Here is a 22,849-nt window from a genome sequence, read left to right on the forward strand (position 1 = left end):
CCGCGCGGGCCTCCATCGCGATGCGCCTCGGCGGCATGCTCCAGCGGGAAGCGCTGACCGATGAGCATGGGGCCGCCTTCTCGGGCGATGCCGCCGAAGTGACCTGCTGGGACGAGAAGCATGTGACCTCGGGTCTGCTGCACCGATAGGTGCCAGGTGTGGTCCAGGAGCAGCGCATCGGCTATGTCCTCGCCGCGCCCGGCAACCAGCGCATCCCACCTCGATGGGCAACTCCCGGCCCGTCACCACCGCCCACGCGAAAGGGCAGACCCGGAACCTGATCATGAACACCTCGTGCCCCTCAGCCTCCGCCACGGCCACCGCGAGCCCCAGCGCTGTACAAAGGGGCGTCGGTCGGCGTGGGCGACCGGAGCGCGAGCGCGACCCCGAAGCTGTCCCGATCCGGTGAGGGGACCTGCGGACTCAAGCCAGCGCTCCCACCACGAACACCAGCCCGAGCGGCTAGCGTTCGGGGCTTTTGTCCGTCACGAACCCATATGTGTGCAAAAGTCCGATTAAGGACACCTGCGCTTCCGTGTGACTTCGGCCCGCTGTCGTGGCGGCGCCGCCGGAGACGCACCATGAGAGGGCCACATCGTGACAGTCACTTCAATCCGTCATCGTCGACTCCATCTGCGCCGACGCGCCGTACTGCCGGTACTCGCGGCCGTCACCGCCGGCTGCGCGGCCGTCGCCGTGCTGATCTTCAGCGGAACCGGCGCCAGCGCGGCGGTAGCGCCGGTCGGCCTGGGCACAGCGGCCGACTTCTCCGTACTGGCCGGCTCCACCGCCACCAACACCGGCCCGAGCTTCCTGGGGCAGAGCCTCGGCGTCCACCCCGGCAACACCGCCCCCGGCTTCCTACCGATCATGGTCGGCGGCGAGATCCACCTTGGCGACGCCGTCGCCCTACAGGCCAAGAACGACCTGACCGACGCCTACAACGACGCCGCCGGCCGAACCCCGTTCACCAGCCTCCCTACGGAACTCGGCGGAACCACGCTCAGTCCCGGGGTCTATCGACTCCCTACCGCCCAACTGACCGGCACCCTGACGCTGGACTCCCAGGGCGACCCGGCGGCGGTGTTCATCTTCCAGATCGACTCCACCCTCATCACGGCGGCAAACAGCAGCGTCGTGTTCATCAACGGCGCCTCACCCTGCAACGTCTACTGGCAGGTGAGCAGTTCGGCCACGATCGGCACCGGCACCCGGTTCGTCGGCAACATCCTGGCCCAGACCTCGATCACCATGAGAACCGGCGCGACCCTCCAGGGCCGGGCCCTGGCCCAGACCGGTGCCGTCACCCTCGACACCAACGTCATCACCGCCCCCGTCTGCCTCCCTCCGACGGATGGCCCCACCGGCCAGCCCACCGGCCAACCCACGGGCCAACCCACCGGCCAACCCACGGGCCAACCCACGGGCCAGCCCACCGGCGGCCCAACAGGAGGTCCAACCGGTCAACCCACAGGAGGTCCGACCGGGTTGCCGACTCACACGCACCTGCCGGTGACCGGCGGTAGCGGCGGCAGTGCGCTGGCACCCCTCCTGACGGCCCTCGGCAGCGTCGCTGTCGCCACCGGCGCGGCCCTGCTTCTCCTCTACCGCCGCAGGACCTCCGAGTCCTGACCGCGCAGACCCCGGCGGCTGCTCCCCGGCCGCCGGGGTCTGCGCGGCTGACGCCCCGCCTCGGGTCGGCGTGTCGCGGGGTGGTCGTGCCGGCCCGCTGGCGTCCGCCACTAGTACTCCAGCAGGAGATCCGTTCTGGCCTGCGGTGACGGTGTGGTTTTGTCCGTGGACGGCAAGCAGCCACCGTCGAGCCTGAGGTTGTGTGGACCAAACAGGATGCGGCGGTGGCTGCCGCGTACAGAGTAGACGTCCAGCGGTGGTCCGGGCTGTTCAACGAGTTGATGGACACGATCGGGGCGCGTTTTGGCCGGCCCGAGCCTCGACGCCTCGTGGCCGGGTTGCTGGCGCCGTTGCCGGTCAAGAACTGCTGGACGATCGCGGAGCACGCCGGTAACGACGGTCCGGGCGGTATGCAGGATCTGATCGGTCGGGCCAGGTGGGACGACACCCTGGTCCGTGCCGACGTGCGGGATTTCGTCGTGGCCCGTCTCGGGCACCCCGACGGCGTCCTGCTGATCGACGAGACCCTGGACCGGTTCGCCTGGCAACGGCTGATCAGGATGCTCATGCACCGGCACCGCTGGAACTGGAAGGCCGTCCGCAGACAGTTCACCACGCCGACCGGCCGGTGGCTGCCCATCACCGCGGACGGGACCGAGCACCAGCCGATCGCGGCCACCCCGGTGACCCGCTACCGGCAACGCTCGATCCCCAGCCCCTGGCCTGCACCCGACAACGCCTGACGACAGCAACCGTGGAGAGCCCGTTGCGCGGAGACGCGCACGGCGGGTTCGGCGAGCGGCCTGGAGAAACGGACCAGCGGCAACGCGGCACCGCGCTCCAGGCCGACTCAACTGGGGCGAGACGACTAAACCGCCATTACACGCAAAGTACGTGAATCAGACGTCCTCTGAGGGACCTGTTCAGCTCAGGCTTCCAGACGACAAGCCCGTCGCGAACTTTCCGCGCTGCCTACCCGCAACCGTCCGGCTTTCTGCCCGGGGATCAGCCGGGGGTCCGGACCACCGGGGCACCTGCTTCCGCCGGGCCGGTGCCGGTGATCACCAGGCCCTGTCGTGGGCCGGACTCGGTGATGGTGACCAGGGTGGTTTGCTTCGCGTCGATGCGGTCGGCGTGAAGACTGAACATGGGGCCGTCGGGACCGATGCCGGCCAGTTCCCAGTAGCCGGCCGGGCCAGCGAGGTCCTGACGGGGCCGGACCTCACCTGCCAGTGTGGCCGCGATGACCGCAATGGACACGCCTCCTGGTAGGAGGGTGCCGACGGTGACGTACACACTGGTGCCGTCAGGGGCCACCCGGACGGCCTGCACGGTTTCGCCGCCCTTCAGGTGGTCGCCCAGGTCGATCGGGAAGGCTCGACCATCGGTGGCGGACAGGGCCAAGGTCTGGCCGGTAGGGGTCCCCGGGCGGTGCAGCACCGCGCCGTCGGGCAGGATCCCAACCGCGCGGTCACCGGCAGGCACGCGGGGAGTTGTCACCTTGCCGGTGGCAACATCGAGCATGGTGTAGGTGGCGTCGCCACCGAGCCGTGGTTCGTCGAAGAGCAGGAGTTTGCTGGAGTCGGCGGACCACGCCACGGCACCGATTCGGCGTCCTTCCGACGGGGGTCCGAGGCGGCGCACTTGGGTGCTGGTGAGGTTTCGGATCAGGTACTCGCCGCTGGACGGGTATCCGAGCCAGGTGCCGTCCGGCGACAGCGAGAGCGCGCCGGTGAACACGCCGTCGGGGTCGGGCGGCACTTCAAACTGCCGGCCGTCGGTAAGCACCGCCAACGCGTTGCAGCCGTGGGCACAAGGCGCGTATGCGAGCACAGCGGGACGGACCGCACCGGTCGGCAGCGGGCGGGTGGTCGCGGGTGCTTGGAGCAGGCCAGGAGAGGAGACAGCGACGATGGCGGTCGGTGGCACCTCCGGATCCGCAGCCGGCTGTAGCGTCATCGTCATGCCAGCCGCCAGCGAGCCGGCTACCAACGGGGCGACCACGGCGCTCGCGGTCAGCCTGGTGCGCCGGCGTCGCCGGGCCGCAGCGAGCGCCCGGTCGGGATCGGCGTAGCTGCGGGCTTCGGTGCCCAATTCTCGGTACGCGGACAGGATCGGGTCACTCACGGTACGACCTCCGACGTTGTAGAGGTGTCAGACAGGTGTGGGTATGCCCGGCGGAGGGCGGCAAGTCCGTCATGGGCGTGCCGCTTGATCGTTCCGACCCTGCAGCCGAGCAGGTTGGCGGTGGCCGTCTCGGATAGATCCTCGTAGAAACGCAGGTAGAGAACCGCACGCTGCCGAGGGGGCAGCGACGCCAGGATCTGGGACATGGCTATCCGCTGCGCCACCCGGCCCGCCATGTCGACATCAGCGGCAGGGTCTGCCGCTGAGTCGAGCGGGACCTGGGGATACCGGCGACGACGCAACCAGGACCGCAGCTGGTTGAGCATGACCCGGCGGACATACGCCTCCGGGTTACCTCCTGACTCCACCCGGCGCCACCGCACCGCCGTCTTTGCCAGCGCCTCCTGCAGCAAGTCTTCGGCCGTCTGGTGGTTGCCGGTAAGCAGGTAGGCCGCGCTGGACAGCGCTGCGCCCCGGGCCACCACAAACTCCCGGAAGCCACTGTAACGATCCTGGGCTGGCATCGGGCCCTCTTCCTCGTGTGGGGCTCGTACCTAGAACAACGCCGATTGCCATCAGATAGGTTGAGTGACGCCGAAGACTTCCGTGGCCAGCAATCCGCCCAACGCCACCAGCACCGCTGGCAATAGCAGGAACAACCTTGCCCCGAACGAGATGTCGGGTGGCGTCCACAGCACCGGCACCGCGGCACCTGCAACCCCCGCGAACAACCACCCCCGGCCCACCACCACCCAGGTGGCCGGGCGGGGTGTCCCGAAGCAACCACAAGGTGCCGTCGGGACCCGGATCCGGAGCACCTTCGAGCCGCGCCGTGAACCTCGTAGCGGGGGTTACGGCGACTGGGCCGCCCTGGTCCTAGTACGGCAGCCGCCGTTTGAGATTCCGCTGGTAGAGCGGGGTGGACGCGAGGCGGCCACCGCGTGATCGTCTGTATGTTGTGGACATAACTTCAGATTCGGCGGTGGCCGCGTGCCACAGCGTAAACCCTGGTGGGTGGGAGCGGGTTCTGGCCGGGGTGCTCGCCTCGTTCGCGGGCCGGTTCGGGCGGGTCGAGCCGCGTCGGACGGCGGCGGCGTTCGTGACCGGGCTGCTGTCGGATATCGAGGTCAAGACGTGTTGGCAGTTGGCGGAGCAGGCCGGACACGCCCGCCCGGATGCGATGCAGCGGCTGCTGTTCCGGGCGGTGTGGGACGCCGAGGCCGTCCGTGACGACCTGCGCCAGGTGATCGTCGGCCGGTTCGGCGCCCCGGAGGCGGTCCTGGTCGGCTACGCCGGCCGGGACGGGCACACCCTGATCGACCGCAGGGTCTACCTGCCGGTGTCGTGGACCGAGGACCGGGGCCGCTGCCAGGCCGCCGGTGTCCCGGACGAGATCGGGTTCGCCACGAAGTCCGAGTTGGCCGCCGAGATGATCACCGCAGCCGTTGACGCCGGCGTGCCGGTGGCGTGGGCCGCAGCGGACGAGGCGTACGGCAACAGCAGCGTCTTCCGCAACCGGCTGCGCGGACAACGGCTGGGCTACGTCTTGGCCGTGTCCCGCAGCCATCTGGTGCCGCTCGACGGTGGCAAGGTCAAGGCTCGTGCCGACCGGATCGCCGCCGAACTACCCGCCTCGGCGTGGCAGCGCCGCAGCGCTGGGGCCGGGTCGAAAGGGCCCCGCTACTACGACTGGGCCTGGCTCGATCAGGTCACCACGGACGCCGACCCCGACGACGGTGGCCGGCACAGCCTCCTGATCAGGCGCAACACTTCCACCGGAGAGTTGGCCTTCTACCGGTGTTGGACACCACAGCCGGCCACCCTCGCGCAGCTCGTGCGGGTGGCAGGGATCCGCTGGACCGTCGAGGAAGCCTTCCAGGCCGCCAAGAGTCAGGTCGGTCTGGACCAGCACCAGGTCCGCCGCTGGGACTCCTGGCACCGCTTCACCATCCTCGCTCTGGCCGCCCTCGCCGTCCTGGCGATCTGCGCCGCCGACACCGCAGGCAAAGCCGACGACGACCCGGGGCGCACCGGGCTGATCAAGCTCACGGTCAACGAAGTCCGCCGTCTGATCAACGCCTTCATCATCCGCCCGATCAGCGACCTCGCCCACCGTTTGCGCTGGTCACAATTCCGGCGCCGCCATCAAGCCCGAGCCCGACGATCCCACTACACGCGACGCCTCAACCCCGGATTCCAGCCATGATCCCGAACGGCGGCTGCCGTACTAGGGGTTCGAGTCCCTTCGGGCGCGCAAGATCACAATGGGCATGACCTGCGAAAACGCGGGTCGTCAGGCCCCTTCGCTTTGCCGTCCCTTGTAGACGTCTGGGTGCTCGGTGGGTGCTCGTGCGACGAGGATCCTGTCTGTCCCGGCTGGCCTCTGCAGGGGGGTAAGGCGCTGGCGCGTGGTAAGCCGGCCGACTGCGGGCCGAACCCGCGAACCGGCCTCGCCGCCAGCGACACCACCGACGACGGGCCGGAGGTCATCGTGGTGGCCGGGGGAGCACTGCTCGGCATCCCGACCATCGTCGGTGCCATCACGCTCACGCTCCGACGCCGCCGCGACAACGCGGCCTGACTCACGGAAACTGAGGGACGCGTGATGGGTTGTGTCAGGAGCGCCGTGGCTGTTGGGCGTCGACGGGTGCCCCGTCGCGTAGGTGTTCGTCGGCGATGCGGACGGCGAGTTCGGCGTCCACCTGCTCGTACCAGATGTCGTCGGGATGGACGACGACGAGTGGGCCGAGGTTGCAGGGGAACAGACATCCGGTGGGGGTGACCAGGATGTCGTCGTCGAGGCGGTGCTCGTGCAGGCGGGTGCCGAGGGTCGCGGCGACCTCGTTGGCGCCGTAGGCGGTGCAGCGGGGGCCGCGGCAGATCAGGACGTGCCGGTGGTGCCGGGTGATCTGGGACCAGGCCGGGCTGCGGAAGGGGCCGGGGTTGCCCGTGAGTTCGGTGTGCTGTCCGGCGATGGCTTCGGCGATGGCGGTGACCAGGGCGTTCTGGGTCGCCAGTGGTGTGGTGACGGCGATGCGTACCGGACGGGCGCAGGTGGTGCGCCAGTGGGCGACGGCTCGGCGGATCCAGGTGTCGAGGTAGCGGTCTGGTGGCACGTGCACCGCCACGAGCAGCACCTCGTCGTGGTCCGGCACTGCCTCCAGAGCGGCGTGCAGGGACGGGGCGGCGCCGTCGAGGAAGCACGCCCGCACCGGCAGGCCCGTGGCTTCGGCGGTCGCGGCGGCGAGTCGGTGGATGGCGTCGTGGCCGCCGTGATGGGTCGCCGACCGGGAGACCAGCAGCACGGTCACGACGGCGGCCGGAACGCGATGACGGGACGCCCGTCATGGACGGTCACGTCGGCATCGACGCCGTACACGTCGGCGAGCAGCGCCGGGGTGAGCACGGTGACCGGTGGCCCTGTGGCGACGACCCCACCGCGATTCAGCACCACGACGTGGTCGCAGAACATGGCGGCCAGATTGAGGTCGTGCAGGGCGGCGAGAGCGGTGATGCCGGAGCGGCGGACCAGGTGCAGCAGCTGGAGCTGGTGGCCGATGTCGAGGTGGTTGGTGGGCTCGTCGAGCAGCAACAGTTCCGGCTCCTGCGCCAGGGCGCGGGCGAGCTGCACCCGCTGCCGTTCCCCGCCCGACAGCGTCTGCCATTTCCGTCCCGCGAAGTCGACCATGTCGACGCGGGCGAGGGCCTCGGCGGCCCGGTCCAGGTCGGTGTCGCCGTCGGACCATCGGGAACGGCGGTGTGGGGTACGGCCGAGCAGCACGACCTCCAGAGCGGTCAGGTCCAGGTCGGTCTCGGCGTACTGGGCGAGCAGCGCCATCCGCCGGGCGATCACCCGCCGCGACAGCCCGGTGAGGTCGTCGCCGTCGATGGTCACGTGGCCCTGGGCCGGGGGGACCAGCCCGGCCACCACGCGCAACAGCGTGGTCTTGCCGGAGCCGTTCGGACCGAGCAACCCGACCAGGCTGCCGCGCGGTACGGCGCAGGTGACCCGGTCGAGGATGCGGGCTGCCGGAACCGACCACGACACGTCCGAGACGTCGAGCATCAGCCGCGCACCTCCCGGCGGTGCATCAGGACGATGAAGGCAGGCACACCGAGCAGGGCGGTCAGGACACCGGCGGGCAGTTCCCTGGGTTCGAAGACCGCGCGGGCGGCGGTGTCGACCCAGATCATGAAGATGGCGCCGGCGAGCACCACGACGGGCAACAGCCGCCGGTGGTCGGGGCCGGTGAGCAGGCGGGCGGCGTGCGGCAGGATCAATCCCACGAAGCCGATCGCCCCGCTGACGGCCACCAGGACCGCAGTGAGCAGGGCGGTGGCGATCAGCAGCAGCCACCGGACCCGGCTGACGTCGACGCCGAGGGTAGCGGCGGCCTCCTCACCGAACGTGAAGGCGTTGAGCGCCCGCGCGTGCCCGAACACGACGGCCAGCACGACGACGAGGACCGGCGTGGCCCACCCGAGAGCAGTCCAGTCGGCGCGAGCGAGGGAACCGGAGAGCCAGAAGGTGATCGACTGGGTGGCGTGCGGATCCGCCACCCAGATGATGACGAAGGAGGTCAGGGCGGCGCAGAGCTGGGCGATGGCGACGCCGGCGAGGACCACTCTGGTCGGCCGCAGCACGGCCCGGCCGGCGATCGCGAGCACGAGGCCGAACGCGACGAGCGCCCCGGTGAACGCGCCGCCGCTGAGCGCGGCGACGCCGCTTCCCAGGCCGAGGGTGATGACGACGACCGCGCCCAGCGAGGCCCCGGAGGAGACCCCGAGCAGGTACGGGTCGGCCAGCGGGTTGCGGGTGACGGTCTGCATGACCGTGCCCGCGGCGGCGAGACCGGCACCGACGACGGCGGCACCGAGCACCCGCGGCAACCGCATGTGCCACACGATGTGGTCACGCAGCAACGGCACGTCGGCGTCGATCAGGCCGAGGTGGTCGGCGATGACACTCCACACGGTACGTAGGGAAAGGTCGGCCGGTCCGACCGTGACCGCCGCGCCCACCGACAGCAGCAGCCCACTGACGAGCAGCAGCGTCGCCGTGACCGTGCTTGCCGCCCGAACCGGCGGCGTGACCACCGCTGCCGGCGGGCGGGTGAGCGTGGTCAGCTCGCCGCCTTGGCGAGGGCTTCGACGGCGAGCATATTGCGCACACCCGCCGACGTCGAAGAGAACGGGATGACGACGTACCGCTGGTTCTTTACTGCCGGCAGGTCCTTCAGCGTCGCGTTCTTCGCCAGGAACGTCTTCTTCGCCGAGGCCGGGTCCCAGCTCGCGTCGATGAGCACGATCAGGTCGGGGTTGCGGTCGGCGACCGTCTCCCAGCTGGAGTTGGCCCAGCTGCCGTCCAGGTCGGCGAAGGCGTTGGTGACCCCAGCTTCGGCCATGATCATGCCGGGGCCGCCGCAACAGGCGCCGACGCTGGGCGCGTCGCTGCCGCCGTCCCACCACAGCACCTTCGCGTTCTTCGCGCCGGCTCTGGCCTGGGCGATGCGAGCCTGCTGGTCGGCGACGAGCTTCTCCGCGCGATCGGGTACGCCGAAGATCGTGGCGATCTCCCGGATCTCACCGAACACGTCATTCATGGTCAGTTTCGCCGGCCGGGTCTCCTTGGGACAACCGGCAGGTGAGAGGTACGTGCCGACACCGAGCTTCTGCCACTCGCCCCGGTCGCCGACACCCTCGTCGCCGAAGGCGCTGGTGAACGACGCGTACACGAAATCCGGTTCCGCCTCGAGCAGGCTCTCCTTCGACGGGTACTCCTTGGCCAGGACCGGAACCTTGGCGTACGCGGCGGCGTAGTCGGGCAGCACCTCGTCGTCGAGGTACGCCGTACCGATCATGCGGTCCTGCAGGCCGAGGGCAAGCATGATCTCGGTGGCGGACTGGTTCATCGTCACGGCACGTGCCGGCGGCTTCGTGATCGTCACCGGTGTGCCGCAGTTGGTCAGCGTGACGGGTCCGGCGGAACCCGACGGCGCGGTGGCCGGGCCGTCGTCGGGGGCGGAGCAGCCGCCGAGCAGGACGAGCAGGACGGACAGGGGCGCGGCAACGCGCCAGGACACAGGGGACCGCACAGCGGAACCGCCTTCCAGCACCTCGTGGACGGAGTCGTTCTCCTGCCGTGGCCGGTCTCCTGGCTGACGGGTGGTGCGCCGACGGCCGGCCTTCCCAGGCTTGCGCCCAGTGACCTTGCGGTGGCCTCCGGCATCCCGATCACAGTGGCGAGGGCCGCTCCGGTTTCGCACCGGCTTCCCGAGCACCACGGCGGCCATACCCTAACCAGGGGAGACGCTGCCTGTCACCATGGCCCGCGGTAAGCGGGAAGGCATTCCGTCGACGGTGGTCGATCGCCAGCGCCGTAGGTCCGACGCTCGAGGTCGGATGCCGGCATTGACAGCCGCCGTGGTGGTGGCATGACTGATGCGACAACTCAAGACGCGTGTACGTGTGGGGGAAGTCCGGTCGAAGTCCGGCGCTGGCCCGCAACGGTAGGCCGTCCAGTTGCTCGCTGACAACCGGATCACCTCGCCTGCGGTAGAGGCGGCGTTTCGTCGGGTGCCGCGGCACCTGTTCGCCCCCCGACGGGGTCAGCGTCGACGCCGCGTACACCGACGACGTGGTCATCACCATCGGCGGCCGGCGGCGCCGCCCTGCGGTGTCGCGGCGTCGGGCGGGCGAATGAACGAGTTGCGGCGAAAGATCGAGGCTCACCAGCGGCACAACATGACCTGAGGTGGTCAAGTTTCTGCCGGAGCACGATGTCTGGATTGAGGCGTTTAAGGAACTTCAAGCCGAAGGTTGGCTATCGTCGACGACGACGGCCTCTGGGTCACTCGGTCCGGCCGGTTTCGCTGCCCGGAAACTGTCGTCGATCCCCTACGACCTCGGAGTCAACTAGGACGCGCAACCGATGACGACCGATCAGGCGGTAGGGCTGGCACGTGAGGGCGAGGGCCCACAGCGCGCGACCTTGCTGGAGCTGTTTTTTGATCTGGCCTTCGTCGCCGCGCTCGCCTTGACCTCGCAGACCTTGGCCCGGAATCCCAGCTCGAGCGGAGTATTCCAGGCTGTGGTGCTGCTGATGGCGGTCTGGTGGGTCTGGTCCGTCACCGCATTGGCAACCGACCTCTACCATCCGCAGCGGCCGCCCATCGTTGTCATGACGCTCTGGGCCATGCTCGGCGCCATCCTGATGGCTGGTTCGGCGCCCCGAGCCTTCTCCGACCGTGCCCTGGTGTTCGCGGGGGCGTACGTGGCGATCCACGTCGGCCGGGGTCTCTTCCTGGCGTCCGCGTTGCACGGGCGTCAGGTACGACTGCACGCCGGGCGGTTCGTCTTCTGGTTCCTTGTGTCCGCCGTACCGTGGCTCACCGGCGGCCTCGTGGCCGGCACCGCGCGGGGCCTGCTGTGGGCGGCTGCGCTCGCCATCGATTACGGATCAGCCTGGCTTCGTTACCCCACGCCCCGGCTCGGCCGGGTACCGGTGTCCCAGTACGGGGTGGCAGCCGACCACCTGGCAGAGCGTTACCAGCAGTTCTTCACCCTCGCCCTCGGCGACCTCATTCTCGTCACCGCCCTGACCTACGCCGACCACGACCTGACGGCCGACCGCACGGTGGCGCTCCTCGTCGCGTTCGCCGCGACCGTGCTGCTGTGGCAGATCTACGTCCACCGTGCCGGGGCCCTGCTAAAAGCCGCCATCGAGGCCTCCCGCGATCCAGGTGGATTCGTGCGGTCGGCACCCTACACGCACCTGCTCATGGTGGCCGGTGTGGTCGCCGCCGCCGCCGGATTCGAAATCGTCATCGCCGATCCCTCCGAGCACACCACACCCTGGCTGGCCGGCGTTATCCTCGGCGGACCCGCCCTGTTCCTGGCCGGACGAGCCCGATTCGAATACGAGGTGTTCAGCCGGGTGTCCCCGTCCCGGCTGGTCGGGCTGCTCGTGCTGGCCGTTTCCGCACCCGCGATGGTGCTCGCACCCTCACTGGTGGCCGCCCTCACGGGAACCCTCGTGCTAGCCGGGATCGCCGTCTCGGACGCCGTTCGCGCCCACGGAAAGTCACCCGAGCCACCCTCACCCGCCATGTAGGCGCAAGCGGCCCCAACCGTCCGCTTCACACCGGGGCGCCGACGGCCTCGGCTATCCGAGCTGCTACGACGGACTGCGGGCGGTGCGGCTCACCGGGCTAGACGCCGCGGGCTAGCCGACCTGGGTCAGCGTGCGGACCGGCGGTCGGCGGGAGGCGATGGCCCCGCTGGGCAACATCCAATGCAGGATGGGCAGTTGATGGTCGCCTACGGCAAGACGCTGTCAGTACCCCTCTGGGGCAGTATCCCCATCGTCGGTTATCGCGCGAGCAGGCCGATGCGTTGCAGCCAGGACCGTACGGTGTCGATGCTGTCGGCGGCTTCTTCGCCGCGGATGGCGAGGCCCTCGCCGAAGGTGGCGCCGCGGCATGAGGCTGTGTAGACCTGCGGCGCTTGTCCCAGGCCGCTGACGGCGTGGGTGACCAGCGGGAAGACGGTCTTGCCGCTGAAGTCGTAGCGGTCGGTGAAGGTCGACATGATCATCGGTGGGCGGACGTTCCAGATGGGGCTGCCAAGCAGGATGGTGTCGTACTGGTCGAGGGACGGCAGCGGGTCGGTGATCTCCGGGCGTGCGTCGGCGTCCTGTTCCCGCACGTTGCGGGCGACTGTGGCGTCGTAGCTGTCGGAGTACGGGTCCGCGGCGTTGATGCGGTAGACGGCGCAGCCGATGGCGTCCTGGATCATGCCGGCGACGACTTCGGTGTTGCCGACCTGCAGGGTCCGGCGGCCCCCGTTGTAGTAGTTCTCTCCGGCTCGGGAGAAGTAGGCCAGCAGGACGCGCTGCTGACCGGAGGCCGACGGGTCGGGCATGGTGGAGGGCTCCGCAGTTGGTGACGAGGACGGGGTGTCGCAGGCGGCCACGCCGATGGCGGTGACGCCGGCGAGGGTCAGCCGTAGCAGTGACCGCCGTTCCAACTTTGGGCTTGTGCCGTGGGTCATTTCTGGGTTTCCTCAGCATTCGGGCACCGGTGCGACGCGGTACGGCAGGCTCGCGCCCGCCCGACGTCACGGTCGTGGACGTCTTCGGGGAGGCGTCGACGTGGCCGGTGAAGACGGATCAGCGAGGCGCGATGCGGGTGTCGGCGTTCTCGCGTGTCGCCGCCCAGGTGGCGAGCAGTTCGAGGCCGTCGCCGGAGGGCGTTCCCGGCTCGGCGGTGTAGGTCAGGACCGTCAGGGGTTCGTCGCCGGGCAGTTCGAGCGTCTCGTAGGCGAGCTCCAGGTCACCGACGGCGGGGTGGTGGAAGCGCTTGACCCCGTGGCGGTGCACGAAGACGTCCTGGGCGGCCCACCAGGTACGGAAGGGGTCGCCGCGCATGGACAGTTCGCCGATGAGGTTCATCAGCTGCTGGTCGTGCGGGTGCGCGGCGGCGGCGATGCGCAGCGCGCCGACGGCGGAGCGGGCCGTCTGCGCCCACTCGGGGTAGAACGCCTGGGCGTGCGGGTCCAGGAAGGTGAACCGCATCGAGTTCACCGGCAGCACCGTGTTCGCGGCGAACATAGGCGCGTAGAGAGCCAGACCGAGCGGGTTCGCGGCGAGGATGTCGAAGCGGTGGTTGCGGATGAACGCGGGCACACCGGTCATCGAGTCCAGTACCCGGCGGATCGCGGGCCGGATCTCCGACGTGCTCTCGCGGCGGGTGCGGGTGCGGGCAGGCGCGGGGCCGGCCGCCCGGGCCAGGTGGTGCAGGTGCGCGGTTTCGGTGTCGTCGAGCTGTAGGGCGCGGGCCAGCGCGTCCAGGACGCTGTCGGAGACGCCGGCGAGGTTGCCGCGTTCCAGGCGGGTGTAGTACTCGACACTGACCCCGGCGATGGCGGCGACCTCCCCGCGGCGCAGCCCGGCGACGCGGCGGCTGCCGTACGCGGGGATGCCGGCCTGCTCCGGGCTGATCTTGGCCCGGCGAGAGGTGAGGAACGCGCGGACCTCGCTGCGGTTGTCCATATGCCCAGGCTAGGCAGCGTGCGCGGTACGAGGGGGTCCCTGCTGGTACCCCTTTGGGCGGTGTCTCCCTGGCCGCCCCGGCTGCGGGTTCCCTGGAGACATGTCCAGCTCCACCCGCATGTTGATCAGGCCTGGCGACCCCACCGCGGCATCGTCCCCGGGACGGCCCCGAGCGTCCCTGACGGTGGCGATGCTCGGCTTCGCGGTCGTCACCCTCGACACCCAGGTCGTCAACGTCGCGCTGCCCGACATCAATCGCGATCTTGGCGGGAGCCTGCCCGGGCTGCAGTGGGTAGTCACCGGGTACACGCTGATGTTCTCCGCGCTGCTGCTGTTCGCCGGCACGGTGTCCGACCGGATCGGCGCCCGCCGCGCCTACGGCACCGGCATGATGATCTTCGTGGTGGCCTCTGCCGTGTGCGGGCTGGCGCCGGGCCTCGGCTGGCTCGTCGCAGCCCGCATCCTGCAGGGTGTCGGCGCCGCGCTGGTGACGCCGACGTCCCTCGCCTTGATCCGGGCCGCCTACCCCGACAGCGTCGCCCGGGCTCGGGCGATCGCATACTGGGCGATGGGCGGGTCGATCGCCGCGGCGGCCGGCCCCATCCTCGGCGGCGCGCTGACGCAGCTGGACTGGCGGTTGATCTTCTTCCTCAACCTGCCGGTTGGTGTCGCCGCGGTGCTGGTCCTGCGCGGGGCCGCCGACTCGCCCCGGCACGTCGTCTCCTTCGACGTCACCGGGCAGGTCGCGGCCGTGCTGGCGCTGGGTGCCCTCACCTACGGCGTCATCGAAGGCGGCGACCTCGGCTACGGCAGCGTCCGCATCCTCGCCGTGTTCGGCATCGCGGTGATCGCCGCCGTGGTGTTCCTGATCACGCAAGCCCGCGGTCGGCACCCCATGGTGCCGCTGGACCTGTTCCGGTCCCGGACCGTTCGGGTAGCGCTGGCGGTCGGGTTCCTCGGCATGGTCGGCTTCTACGGCGTCGTGTTCCTGCAGAGCCTGTACTTCCAGCAGCTGCGCGGCGTGTCACCGTTCGTCACCGGCCTGCTGTTCCTGCCGATGACCGGCCTGGTCGCGCTGCTCGTCCCGCTCGTCGCCCGCGTCATCACCCGGTTCGGTCCCGCCGCGGCGATCATCGGCGGTCAGCTGCTGATGGCCGCCGGCCTGGCCGGTCTGGTGCTGCTACCCGCCGACGCCCCGACGCTGCTGGTCGCGGCGGTCATGGTCCCGGTCGGAGTCGGCGGCTCATTCACCGTCCCGCCCATCACCTCGCTGATCCTCGACAGCGTTCCGCCCCACCGGGCCGGCACCGCCAGCGGCGTATTCAACACCTTCCGCCAGCTGGGCGGCTCCCTGGGCGTCACCGCCTACGGCGCCGTCGTCGCCTCCCAGGCCACCTTCCTGTCCGGCCTGCACATCAGCCTCACCGCCACCGCGGTCCTGCTCCTGCTCACGGCCGCCGCCAGCCTGACGCTGCGCGGCGCCCAGCACTGAAAGGAACGCTGCCATGCGTGCCACCCTGTACGGCGGCCCCGGCGACATCACCGTCGGCGAACGCCCCGACCCGCGCCTCGAGAACCCCACGGATGCCATCGTGCGGGTCACGCTGGGCTGCGTCTGCGGCTCGGACCTGTGGTACTACCGCGGGGTCAACCCGCACGCGCTCGGCCCGATCGGCCACGAGTTCATCGGCGTCGTCGAGCAGGTCGGCGCCGACGTCACCACCCTGCGACCGGGCGATCTGGTCGTCGCGCCGTTCACCTTCTGCGACGGCACCTGCGCCAACTGCGCCGCCGGCTGGACCGGCAACTGCCTCAACGGGGGATCCTTCGGCAACCATGGCATCGACGGCGGCCAAGGCGAATACGTCCGCGCCCCCTACGCCGACGCCACCCTGGTCAAGGTTCCCGCCGGCAGCTACTCCGACACCACGCTCAAGTCGCTGCTCGCGCTGTCGGACGTGATGTGCACCGGTCACCACGCCGCGGCAAGCGCCGGGGTGAAGGCCCGCGACACGGTCGCCGTCGTCGGCGACGGAGCGGTCGGGCTGTGCGCGGTCATCGCCGCCAGACGCCTCGGCGCCGAACGGATCATCGCGCTGAGCCGCAACCCCGTCCGCCAAGCCCTGGCACGCGCGTTCGGCGCCACCGACATCATCGCCGAACGCGGTGACGACGCCACCAAGCTGATCATGGACATGACCGGCGGCATCGGCGTCGACGCCGCCCTGGAATGCGTCGGCACCGGCCAGTCCATGGCCACCGCCTTCGGCATCGCCCGGGTCGGGGCGATCGTCGGCGCGGTCGGTGTGCCACACGACGCGGTGGTGCCGATCCAGACGGTCATCTTCCGCAACGTCGGCCTGCGCGGCGGCGTCGCCCCGGCCCGCCGCTACATCCCCGAACTGCTCGACGATGTCCTCACCGGCCGCATCAACCCCGGCCTGGTCTTCGACTACGAAACCGAACTCGACAGCATCAACGACGCCTACAACGCCATGCTCGAACGCCGCGCCACCAAGTCCCTCGTGCGCATCGGCGCCTGAACCTGCGTTGGGAAGTCTGCTGGTACCCCTTTCAGCAGCAACTCCCTCAAGCCGGGACAGCAATGTTTGCTGGTACGAGCCGACTCTGCCCTGACACATGATCCAGCTTGAACGGGGCATGGCCGGAGCGAGAAGGAGACGCTGTGGCACACGAAACGACGACGTCCTGGACATCCGATGAGCTGACGACGATCGGCCACGCCGAGGAGTTGCAACTGGCGAGGCTGCGAGAAGACGGCACGCTGCGCCCGTACATGACGATCTGGGTCGGGCGCGCCAGCGATCAGCTCTACGTGCCAAATACGACCGATACGGGGCCGCCATCGTCGGCTCCGTCGCGGGACAGAACGCCAGCGAGGTCACTCCGCCGGTGAAAGGAAACGCTCCCATGCCCACCATTCCGAACCTGACGCTCAACAACGGCGTCGAACTGCCCGCCATCGGCTTCGGCGTCTTCCAGACCCCGCCGGAAGAGACCAGCTCCGCCGTCGAGGCGGCGCTGGCAACCGGCTACCGGCACATCGACACCGCCGCCGCCTACGGCAACGAGCGGCAGGTCGGCGAGGCGATCGCCAAGGCCGGCATCGACCGCTCCGACGTGTTCGTCGAGACCAAGATCTGGATCAGCGACTACGGCTACGACCAGACCCTGCACGGCTTCGACAAGAGCGCCGGCAAGCTCGGCGTCGACCAGATCGACCTGCTCATCCTGCACCAGCCGCTGCCGACGGAGTTCGACAAGACCCTGCAGGCCTACCGCGCCCTGGAGACGTTGCTGAACGACGGCAAGGTCCGCGCCATCGGCGTCAGCAACTTCATGGTCGACCACCTCACCGCGCTGCTGGACAAGGCTACGGTCGTGCCCGCGGTCAACCAGATCGAGGCGCACCCGTACTTCACCCAGCACGAGGTGCAGGCCTTCGGCGCGCAGCACGGCATCCTGTCCCAGGCGTGGTCGCCGATCGGTGGCATCACCTTCTACCGCGACGGCAACCACACCAGCACCCTGCAGGACCCGGTCATCGGCGAGATCGCCAAGGCACACGGCAAGACCCCAGCCCAGGTAATGCTGCGCTGGCACCTGCAGCAGGGCCGCTCAGCGATCCCGAAGTCGACCAAGTCTGCCCGGATCGCGGAGAACTTCGACATCTTCGACTTCGAGCTCACCGCCGAGCAGCTCGCCGCCATCGACGGCCTGGACACCGGCCGCCGCGGCGGCCCCGAGCCCGCCGACATCACCCTCGCCAACTTCGGCATGCCGATCCCCGAAGCCTGACACCCCGGACCGCCCGGGTTCCACCGGATCAAGCCGATCGCATCGGCACCGCCGAGAAACACCAGCCCGCCGAACCGACGCAACCCCTTCGACAGGGTTGACCGTTGGCGCCTGGGTGGGGCGCCCGGGCCACCATGCGCCGGCGCCGCCAACCGGGCCGATGACCATCCGCGACACCACCGTTAAGGCGCGCGTCCAGGCCGAGGGCAACGCCGTCGCCCAGGTCGTGCTCACCCTCCAGTGCCGCACCGACAAGCCGTGGTGCCGCGAGCGCGTCACCGTCACCCACAAGGGCGAGACCATCGATTCCAAGCAGGTCACCATCGAGGCGGACGCCACGCGCGAGCTGACCCTCAACTTCCGGGGTCCGGCCCGGGAGGCCCTGCGTGCCGGCCCCGCCATCACGCTGGACGTCCAGATCGGCGACGCCACCAGCCACGTGACGGTCACCCCGTGAGCCGGTAGGTAGGCACCGAGTCACATGCGGCCCGCTCCGCCAGCGGGGCGGGCCGCCCGCAGGGCGTCAGTGGGGGGTGATGCCCCAGGAAGCGCTCCACGGCTCGCCCGGCTTGAGCACGATCAGGTCGTGACCTGACCGCAGGGCGTCCGGCGGGCAGGTCATCGGCTCCACCGCGATCGCCCGCCGGCGGCGGGGCTCCGGCAGACTGTCGGCCGTGTAGAACTGCCACCAGGCGAACGCAGCGTCGGCCCACACGCTGGTCACCGGCCCGTCCGCAGTGCCGAGCGTGACGGCGTGCCGATCCTGGCCAGCCAGGATGACGTCGCCGAAGGCGGTGCTCACGGTGCCGGTCCCGATCTGCTTCGGGACGGTGTAGTCGAACTCCGAGCCGGCGACCTTCGCCGCCCCGATCGGCAGTGCGCGTGCGCCGAGGAGCAGCCGGGTCCGGGCCGGGATGCACAGCCAGGCATCCTCGAGCGAGACCGGTGGCAGCAGGTAGGGGTGGGCGCCCAGGCCGAACGGCGCCGGCTCGGCGGCGGTGTTGGTCGCGGTGTGGGTCACCGTCAGGCCGTCGTCCGCCAGCTCCCACCGGGTGGTCAGGCTCAGGCTCCACGGGTACGCCGGTTGCGCCGGAAGGTCGAGGCCGACCGTGACAGCGGACGGGGTCTGCTCCAGCAGCCGCCAGGGAGCCCAGCGGACCAGGCCGTGGACGGCGTTGTGGGTCCCCGGTTCGGACAGCGGTAGCTGGTAGGTGTGCCCGCCGAAGGTGTACTGCCCGTCGCGTAGCCGGTTGGGCCAGGGCGCGAGGATCTGACCGGCGGCGGCCGGGCACATCTCGTCCTCGGCGTACCCGTCGACGACCTCGCGGCCTTTGGCCTGGTAGGTCCGCAGCCCTCCGCCGACCTCCACGACGACGGCGGTCTGGTCGGCGTAGCTGATCGTCCACTGCGTTCCCGACGGCGCTGTTGACATGCGCGAACCCTAACTGACTCACGAGTCAGCTGGCAGCAGGTGACGGGAGACCCCCGTTCAGCGGGGCTGGCGGGTCTTCGGCAGGTCGAACTGGTCGGCCGCCCGGCAGTCGCTCGGGCCGCCGACCGCGTCCGGACCGGCCCGGTCCAGGGCCTGCCGGGCGCGGAGCCGGCCCAGGTTCCAGGCGTACCAGGGGTCCGGCTCGTCGAGATCCTCGGCGATCCAGCTCAGCGTGCAGCGGCGTACCGGGTCGGGCAGGCGGCCGGCCAGGGCGGGGGTCGCATCGGCCGACAGCGCCCGCAGATACCAGGCGTCGATCTTGCCGGTCTCCTGGTACCGGTCGATGTTGCGGCCGGCGGCGTACCCCTCCGGGTTGAGCACCGCCAGGCCGAGCAGCATCGCCACGGCGAGCGCCACCGTCCCACGCGGGATCCAGCCGCCCCGCAGCCGCAGTCCGGCGACGAGGATCATCAGGAAGACGCTGCCGAGCATCAGCTCGAACGCCATCACGAAGATGCGCTCGCCGGTGAAGCTGTAGACCTGCTGGTACGTGTACATCCGGGACAGTGCCGAGATCACGATCACGATGCTGAGCGCGCTCAGCGCACCGAGCAGGACACGCAGGACGATCCGCTCGGCCCGGCTCTCCCGTCGCGCCCAGCGACCCACGCCGCCGAGCACCGCCAACGTCAGCAGGGTGACCGCGGCGAGCTGCCAGAAGCCACTGCGGGCGTACTCGGCGTAGTTCAGGCCCGCCGTGCGCAGTACGTGCTGATCTCCACCGAACAGCACGGTGAACTGCACCGCCACGAAACCGCCGAACAGCAGCGTGAGCGCGCTGATGGCCGGCGCCCACTCCATCATGCCGAGGCTGCGGCCGGCCGGCCGGTCCACCGTCGACAGGTCCGGTGGCGCGGCGAGGGTCCACACGGCGGCCACCACGCAGAGCGCACCCACCGTGGCGAGGAAGATCCAGCGGAGCACCGTACCCATGTCGACCTCGGGCACGATCACACCGAGCAGTGCCGAGAACGCGCTGTCGGCGGAGGCGAGCAGGGCACCGAAGACGACCAGCGCGGCGATGGTGGCCGCGGCCGAGCCGACCATGCGACGGAGCAGCCCCGGGTCGGCGCCGGACCGGAAGTGGGCGCGTACCCAGGGCAGCCCCCGGAACGCTGCGGTCGGCGCGGCCACCAGGCTGAACAGGATCGACCGGATGCGTCGCCCCCCGACCACGCCGAGCGCCGCGCAGGCCAGCGCGAGCAGGACGCAGAACGTCACCAGCCACCAGGCGTTGCGGAACGCCGGCACCGCCAGCAGCGCCAGCGCCGCCCCCGCCCAGCCGGCCCGAACCCACCGTTCGGTACGCGGCAGCTCCGTCACCGCCCGCCGGACCGCGAACACCACGGCCACGGTCAGCGCCAGCCAGCCGAGGAACCACCCGATTCCGGTGCGGCTGAGCGGCACGAAGAACGCCAGCCCGAGCGCGCCGACGAGGACCGCGGCGGGCACCGTTCGCCCACGGGCCGGCTTCGGTCCGGGCCAGTGCCGCTGGAAGAACGACGGTTCGGGCGGCTTCGGCCGGTAGAAGCCACCGGCCATCCCCGGGTACGTCGGAGCGCCAGGCAGGCCGCCGACGTTGGCGGGGTGCACCGGAGGACGGAAGGTCCCGGCGGGCGGTGCGGTGCCGCCGGTGGCGGGTGTCGCAGCGGGCCGGGGCGGGCCACCAGGGCCGGACGCGGTGGTCGCCGGAGGGCCCGTGGTGGCGGGGGCGGCGATCGGTGCGGCCGGGGTGCCCGTGCTCGCCGGGGTGCCAGCGGGCGCGGCGACCAGTGCCGCCGGGGCGGACGCTGCCGAGGATCCGGTGGCGGCCGGTCCGGACCCGCTCGCCGGAGCACCGACGGGTGGCGTGTTCACCGTCGCCGCCGGCACTGGCCGCGTAGCGTCGGCCGGGGCCGCGCTCGACGCGGTCGTACCCGCTGCCGGCGGTGGGGCACTGCTGGCTGGCGTGGCGGTCCGACCGCTCGCTGCGGACTCCGGCCCCGGCAGCCCGCCGCGCGTGGCCGCCCCGGCGGCTGGCGAGGACGCGGTGGTCACCGGCATGGCAGCCGCGCCGGACCCGGCCACCGTCGCGGCAGCCGGGCTGGAGCCGGCCACCGGCACCAGTGGGATGAACACGGCGTACCCCCGCGTGCCGGGCGGAAGCTCGACCGGGATCGCCCACGCGGGCTGGCCCTCCGGCCACAGGATGGCGCCGGGGGCTTCCTCGCCCGCCGGCATGGCCAGCAGGTACGGCGGCATGCTGCCGCCCTTCGGGTCTTCTGTGGACGATCGGGGCGCCGGTGGCAGCGTCACGGCACTCTCCTTGTTGAGGGTGGAGCACACTGTACGGCCGACCCACCCCGCCCGCCGCCCCGCCGTCGAGGCCGACCGTCTGTCGAGGGCTTTTGCCCGGCCGCTAGCCACCCCGCGCAGTGGTAGGTCCCCTGCCTAGAGGTCGTCGCTGACCAGACCTACGAAGCCGGCCGCTCGCCGTCGAGTTGCGTTATCAGCGAGAGCACGGCGGCTGGCCCGTCGTCGGCACGGACCTGGTGCGCGAGTTCGGTGGCGCGGTCGCGGTAGGTCGATCGGCCAAGGCAGGACCGCAGCGCGTCGGTCAGGGTGTCGGTGGTCAGCTCGTGGATCGGCAGTGGGGGCGGCGCGACGCCGAGGCGGTGCAGCCTGTCCGCCCAGAAGGGCTGGTCGACCAGGACGGGCACGGGGAGCGCTGGTACTCCCGCGCGTAGCCCGGCCCCGGTGGTGCCCGCTCCGGCGTGGTGGACCACGGCAGCCGTCCGGGGGAACAACCAGTCGTGTGGCAGGTCGCCGACGAGCAGGGTGTCGTCACCGGCGGGTCCGAGTTCGGCCCAGCCGGACTGGACGACGGCGCGCACGCCGGCACGTTTCACGGCGGCCGCGACGACCTCATGGAGCCGCTCGTGGGTCGGGGTCATACTGCCGAAGCCCACGAACACCGGAGGAGGGCCAGCCTGGAGGAAGTCGACCAGCAGATCCGGAGGCTGCCATCCCGGCGGACCGGCCGGCCACCAGTACCCGGTCACGTGCACGTTCGTGGGCCAGTCCGTGGGTCGGGGGACCACCGCCGAGCTGTAGCCGTGGCAGATCAGCCAGTCGTCCGGCGGGTTCGGCGTCTCTCCGGTGGAGGCGGGGAGATCGAGCCGAGCGCGTAACCGTCGCAGCACGTCGGCGTAGAGGACGCCGGTCCGGGCGAGCAGTTCGCGGCCGGCGGCGAGGTTGTCGGCCGGCGACAGGTGCCCGGCGTCGGGCCAGCCAGGTGGCGGGAACTCGCGGGTGGGGACCCCGGGCGCGAGATAGACGCCGAGGCTCGGGATGCCGAAGCCTTCGGCAACGACCCGGCTCAGCGGGGCCGGGCCGAACGCGGTGAGCAGGATGTCGGTGCCGGCGGCCGTGGCTGTCAGCACACCCTCGCCCAACTCGTCGAGGAACGCGGCGAAGACCGCTCCGGCGGCCTCCGGGGAGGGCGCGGCGGTCCGTGCGCGTACCAGCTCGACCGGATCGCCGGGGAGGGCCCGGTACTCCAGGCCGCAGTCGCGTACGAGATCCGCGAACCGGTCGTGTGCGGCCAGCGCCACCTGATGGCCTGCCTGCTGCAACCGTTGGCCCAGGCCCGTGAACGGCGCGACGTCACCTCGCGAGCCCGCTGTCACGATCAGAATTCGCATGGCGTCTCCCCGGTCGCACCGCTGCGCTGCCCCACCCGATTATCG

General features: G+C 70.7%; 20 protein-coding genes, 1 pseudogene and 1 riboswitch. Of the genes and pseudogenes, 9 read left to right on the forward strand and 12 right to left on the reverse strand.

The window, feature by feature from the left end; all coding sequences use genetic code 11:
* The first annotated feature begins 597 nt into the window (after positions 1 to 597).
* Both GA0074692_RS26055 and GA0074692_RS36755 read left to right on the forward strand, forming a co-directional pair.
* Complete coding sequence (locus GA0074692_RS26055) at positions 598 to 1,632, forward strand: ice-binding family protein (RefSeq protein WP_245730465.1); 1,035 nt, start codon at positions 598 to 600, stop codon at positions 1,630 to 1,632.
* A 281-nt stretch (positions 1,633 to 1,913) separates the two neighbouring features.
* A pseudogene (locus tag GA0074692_RS36755) lies at positions 1,914 to 2,165 on the forward strand (transposase); the annotation flags it as partial.
* Between the two features lie 472 nt (positions 2,166 to 2,637).
* Here GA0074692_RS36755 and GA0074692_RS26065 read toward each other — a convergent pair.
* The 3 genes from GA0074692_RS26065 to GA0074692_RS36580 are packed head-to-tail and all read right to left on the reverse strand — an operon-like array spanning position 2,638 to position 4,463.
* Positions 2,638 to 3,759 carry a TolB-like translocation protein gene (locus GA0074692_RS26065; RefSeq protein ID WP_091648582.1) on the reverse strand — a complete coding sequence of 374 codons (1,122 nt, stop codon included), beginning with the start codon at positions 3,757 to 3,759 and terminating at the stop codon, positions 2,638 to 2,640.
* Positions 3,756 to 4,283 (reverse strand): SigE family RNA polymerase sigma factor, encoded by a 528-nt coding sequence (locus GA0074692_RS26070; RefSeq protein ID WP_091648586.1) that lies wholly within the window; start codon positions 4,281 to 4,283, stop codon positions 3,756 to 3,758. The genes GA0074692_RS26065 and GA0074692_RS26070 overlap by 4 nt, the downstream gene beginning before the upstream one ends.
* Before the next feature lie 51 nt (positions 4,284 to 4,334).
* The gene (locus GA0074692_RS36580) at positions 4,335 to 4,463 is read right to left on the reverse strand and encodes a hypothetical protein (RefSeq protein WP_281199020.1); all 129 of its coding nucleotides are present in this window, start codon (positions 4,461 to 4,463) and stop codon (positions 4,335 to 4,337) included.
* A gap of 332 nt (positions 4,464 to 4,795) precedes the next feature.
* On the opposite strand from GA0074692_RS36580, the gene GA0074692_RS26075 reads away from it, so the two are divergent.
* Positions 4,796 to 5,965: an IS701 family transposase gene (locus GA0074692_RS26075; protein WP_141725412.1), complete on the forward strand. Its 1,170-nt coding sequence runs from the start codon at positions 4,796 to 4,798 to the stop codon at positions 5,963 to 5,965.
* A 409-nt stretch (positions 5,966 to 6,374) separates the two neighbouring features.
* Here the strand turns inward: GA0074692_RS26075 and GA0074692_RS26085 are convergent, their stop codons facing one another.
* Genes GA0074692_RS26085 through GA0074692_RS26100 form a run of 4 tightly spaced genes read right to left on the reverse strand, consistent with a single transcriptional unit; the run spans position 6,375 to position 9,842 of the window.
* Positions 6,375 to 7,070, reverse strand: coding sequence for a (2Fe-2S) ferredoxin domain-containing protein (locus tag GA0074692_RS26085; RefSeq protein WP_091648595.1), 696 nt, complete (start codon positions 7,068 to 7,070; stop codon positions 6,375 to 6,377).
* On the reverse strand, positions 7,067 to 7,825 hold the full coding sequence (locus GA0074692_RS26090) for an ABC transporter ATP-binding protein (RefSeq protein ID WP_091648599.1): 759 nt from the start codon (positions 7,823 to 7,825) through the stop codon (positions 7,067 to 7,069). Before GA0074692_RS26090 ends, GA0074692_RS26085 begins: the two co-directional genes overlap by 4 nt.
* Positions 7,825 to 8,856 (reverse strand): FecCD family ABC transporter permease, encoded by a 1,032-nt coding sequence (locus GA0074692_RS26095; RefSeq protein ID WP_176738579.1) that lies wholly within the window; start codon positions 8,854 to 8,856, stop codon positions 7,825 to 7,827. Before GA0074692_RS26095 ends, GA0074692_RS26090 begins: the two co-directional genes overlap by 1 nt.
* A 26-nt stretch (positions 8,857 to 8,882) precedes the next feature.
* Entirely contained in the window at positions 8,883 to 9,842 is a 960-nt protein-coding gene (locus tag GA0074692_RS26100; protein ID WP_218106710.1) for an ABC transporter substrate-binding protein, read from the reverse strand.
* 44 nt (positions 9,843 to 9,886) lie between these two features.
* Positions 9,887 to 10,059, reverse strand: a riboswitch (cobalamin riboswitch).
* 631 nt (positions 10,060 to 10,690) lie between these two features.
* On the opposite strand from GA0074692_RS26100, the gene GA0074692_RS26105 reads away from it, so the two are divergent.
* On the forward strand, positions 10,691 to 11,872 hold the full coding sequence (locus GA0074692_RS26105; protein WP_091648602.1) for a low temperature requirement protein A: 1,182 nt from the start codon (positions 10,691 to 10,693) through the stop codon (positions 11,870 to 11,872).
* Between the two features lie 257 nt (positions 11,873 to 12,129).
* On the opposite strand, the gene GA0074692_RS26110 is transcribed toward GA0074692_RS26105, so the two are convergent.
* Both GA0074692_RS26110 and GA0074692_RS26115 read right to left on the reverse strand, forming a co-directional pair.
* Positions 12,130 to 12,810 carry a flavodoxin gene (locus GA0074692_RS26110; RefSeq protein ID WP_091648604.1) on the reverse strand — a complete coding sequence of 227 codons (681 nt, stop codon included), beginning with the start codon at positions 12,808 to 12,810 and terminating at the stop codon, positions 12,130 to 12,132.
* Positions 12,811 to 12,928: 118 nt separating this feature from the next.
* Positions 12,929 to 13,810, reverse strand: a complete 882-nt coding sequence (locus GA0074692_RS26115) for a helix-turn-helix transcriptional regulator (protein WP_091648607.1) — start codon at positions 13,808 to 13,810, stop codon at positions 12,929 to 12,931.
* 190 nt (positions 13,811 to 14,000) lie between these two features.
* Here GA0074692_RS26115 and GA0074692_RS26120 point away from each other — a divergent pair, with 190 nt between their 5' ends.
* The 5 genes from GA0074692_RS26120 to GA0074692_RS26140 all read left to right on the forward strand — a co-directional run bounded on the left by GA0074692_RS26120 (position 14,001) and on the right by GA0074692_RS26140 (position 18,086).
* The gene (locus GA0074692_RS26120; protein WP_245730749.1) at positions 14,001 to 15,302 is read left to right on the forward strand and encodes a DHA2 family efflux MFS transporter permease subunit; all 1,302 of its coding nucleotides are present in this window, start codon (positions 14,001 to 14,003) and stop codon (positions 15,300 to 15,302) included.
* A gap of 13 nt (positions 15,303 to 15,315) precedes the next feature.
* Positions 15,316 to 16,353, forward strand: coding sequence for a zinc-dependent alcohol dehydrogenase family protein (locus GA0074692_RS26125; RefSeq protein WP_091648612.1), 1,038 nt, complete (start codon positions 15,316 to 15,318; stop codon positions 16,351 to 16,353).
* Between the two features lie 143 nt (positions 16,354 to 16,496).
* Positions 16,497 to 16,727 carry a DUF2255 family protein gene (locus GA0074692_RS26130; RefSeq protein WP_141725413.1) on the forward strand — a complete coding sequence of 77 codons (231 nt, stop codon included), beginning with the start codon at positions 16,497 to 16,499 and terminating at the stop codon, positions 16,725 to 16,727.
* Between the two features lie 14 nt (positions 16,728 to 16,741).
* Positions 16,742 to 17,629 (forward strand): aldo/keto reductase, encoded by an 888-nt coding sequence (locus GA0074692_RS26135; RefSeq protein ID WP_091654111.1) that lies wholly within the window; start codon positions 16,742 to 16,744, stop codon positions 17,627 to 17,629.
* A 160-nt stretch (positions 17,630 to 17,789) separates the two neighbouring features.
* Positions 17,790 to 18,086: a hypothetical protein gene (locus GA0074692_RS26140; protein ID WP_091648615.1), complete on the forward strand. Its 297-nt coding sequence runs from the start codon at positions 17,790 to 17,792 to the stop codon at positions 18,084 to 18,086.
* A 66-nt stretch (positions 18,087 to 18,152) separates the two neighbouring features.
* Here GA0074692_RS26140 and GA0074692_RS26145 read toward each other — a convergent pair whose 3' ends face one another.
* The 3 genes from GA0074692_RS26145 to GA0074692_RS26155 all read right to left on the reverse strand — a co-directional run bounded on the left by GA0074692_RS26145 (position 18,153) and on the right by GA0074692_RS26155 (position 22,804).
* Positions 18,153 to 19,061: an aldose 1-epimerase family protein gene (locus GA0074692_RS26145; protein WP_091648619.1), complete on the reverse strand. Its 909-nt coding sequence runs from the start codon at positions 19,059 to 19,061 to the stop codon at positions 18,153 to 18,155.
* Between the two features lie 57 nt (positions 19,062 to 19,118).
* A complete protein-coding gene (locus GA0074692_RS26150; RefSeq protein ID WP_245730467.1) occupies positions 19,119 to 21,416 on the reverse strand; it encodes a DUF4153 domain-containing protein in 2,298 nt (765 codons plus the stop codon).
* A 158-nt stretch (positions 21,417 to 21,574) separates the two neighbouring features.
* The gene (locus tag GA0074692_RS26155) at positions 21,575 to 22,804 is read right to left on the reverse strand and encodes a glycosyltransferase (protein WP_091648625.1); all 1,230 of its coding nucleotides are present in this window, start codon (positions 22,802 to 22,804) and stop codon (positions 21,575 to 21,577) included.
* Positions 22,805 to 22,849 lie beyond the last annotated feature (45 nt).

The sequence above is a fragment of the Micromonospora pallida genome (genome assembly GCF_900090325.1).
GTDB lineage: Bacteria > Actinomycetota > Actinomycetes > Mycobacteriales > Micromonosporaceae > Micromonospora > Micromonospora pallida.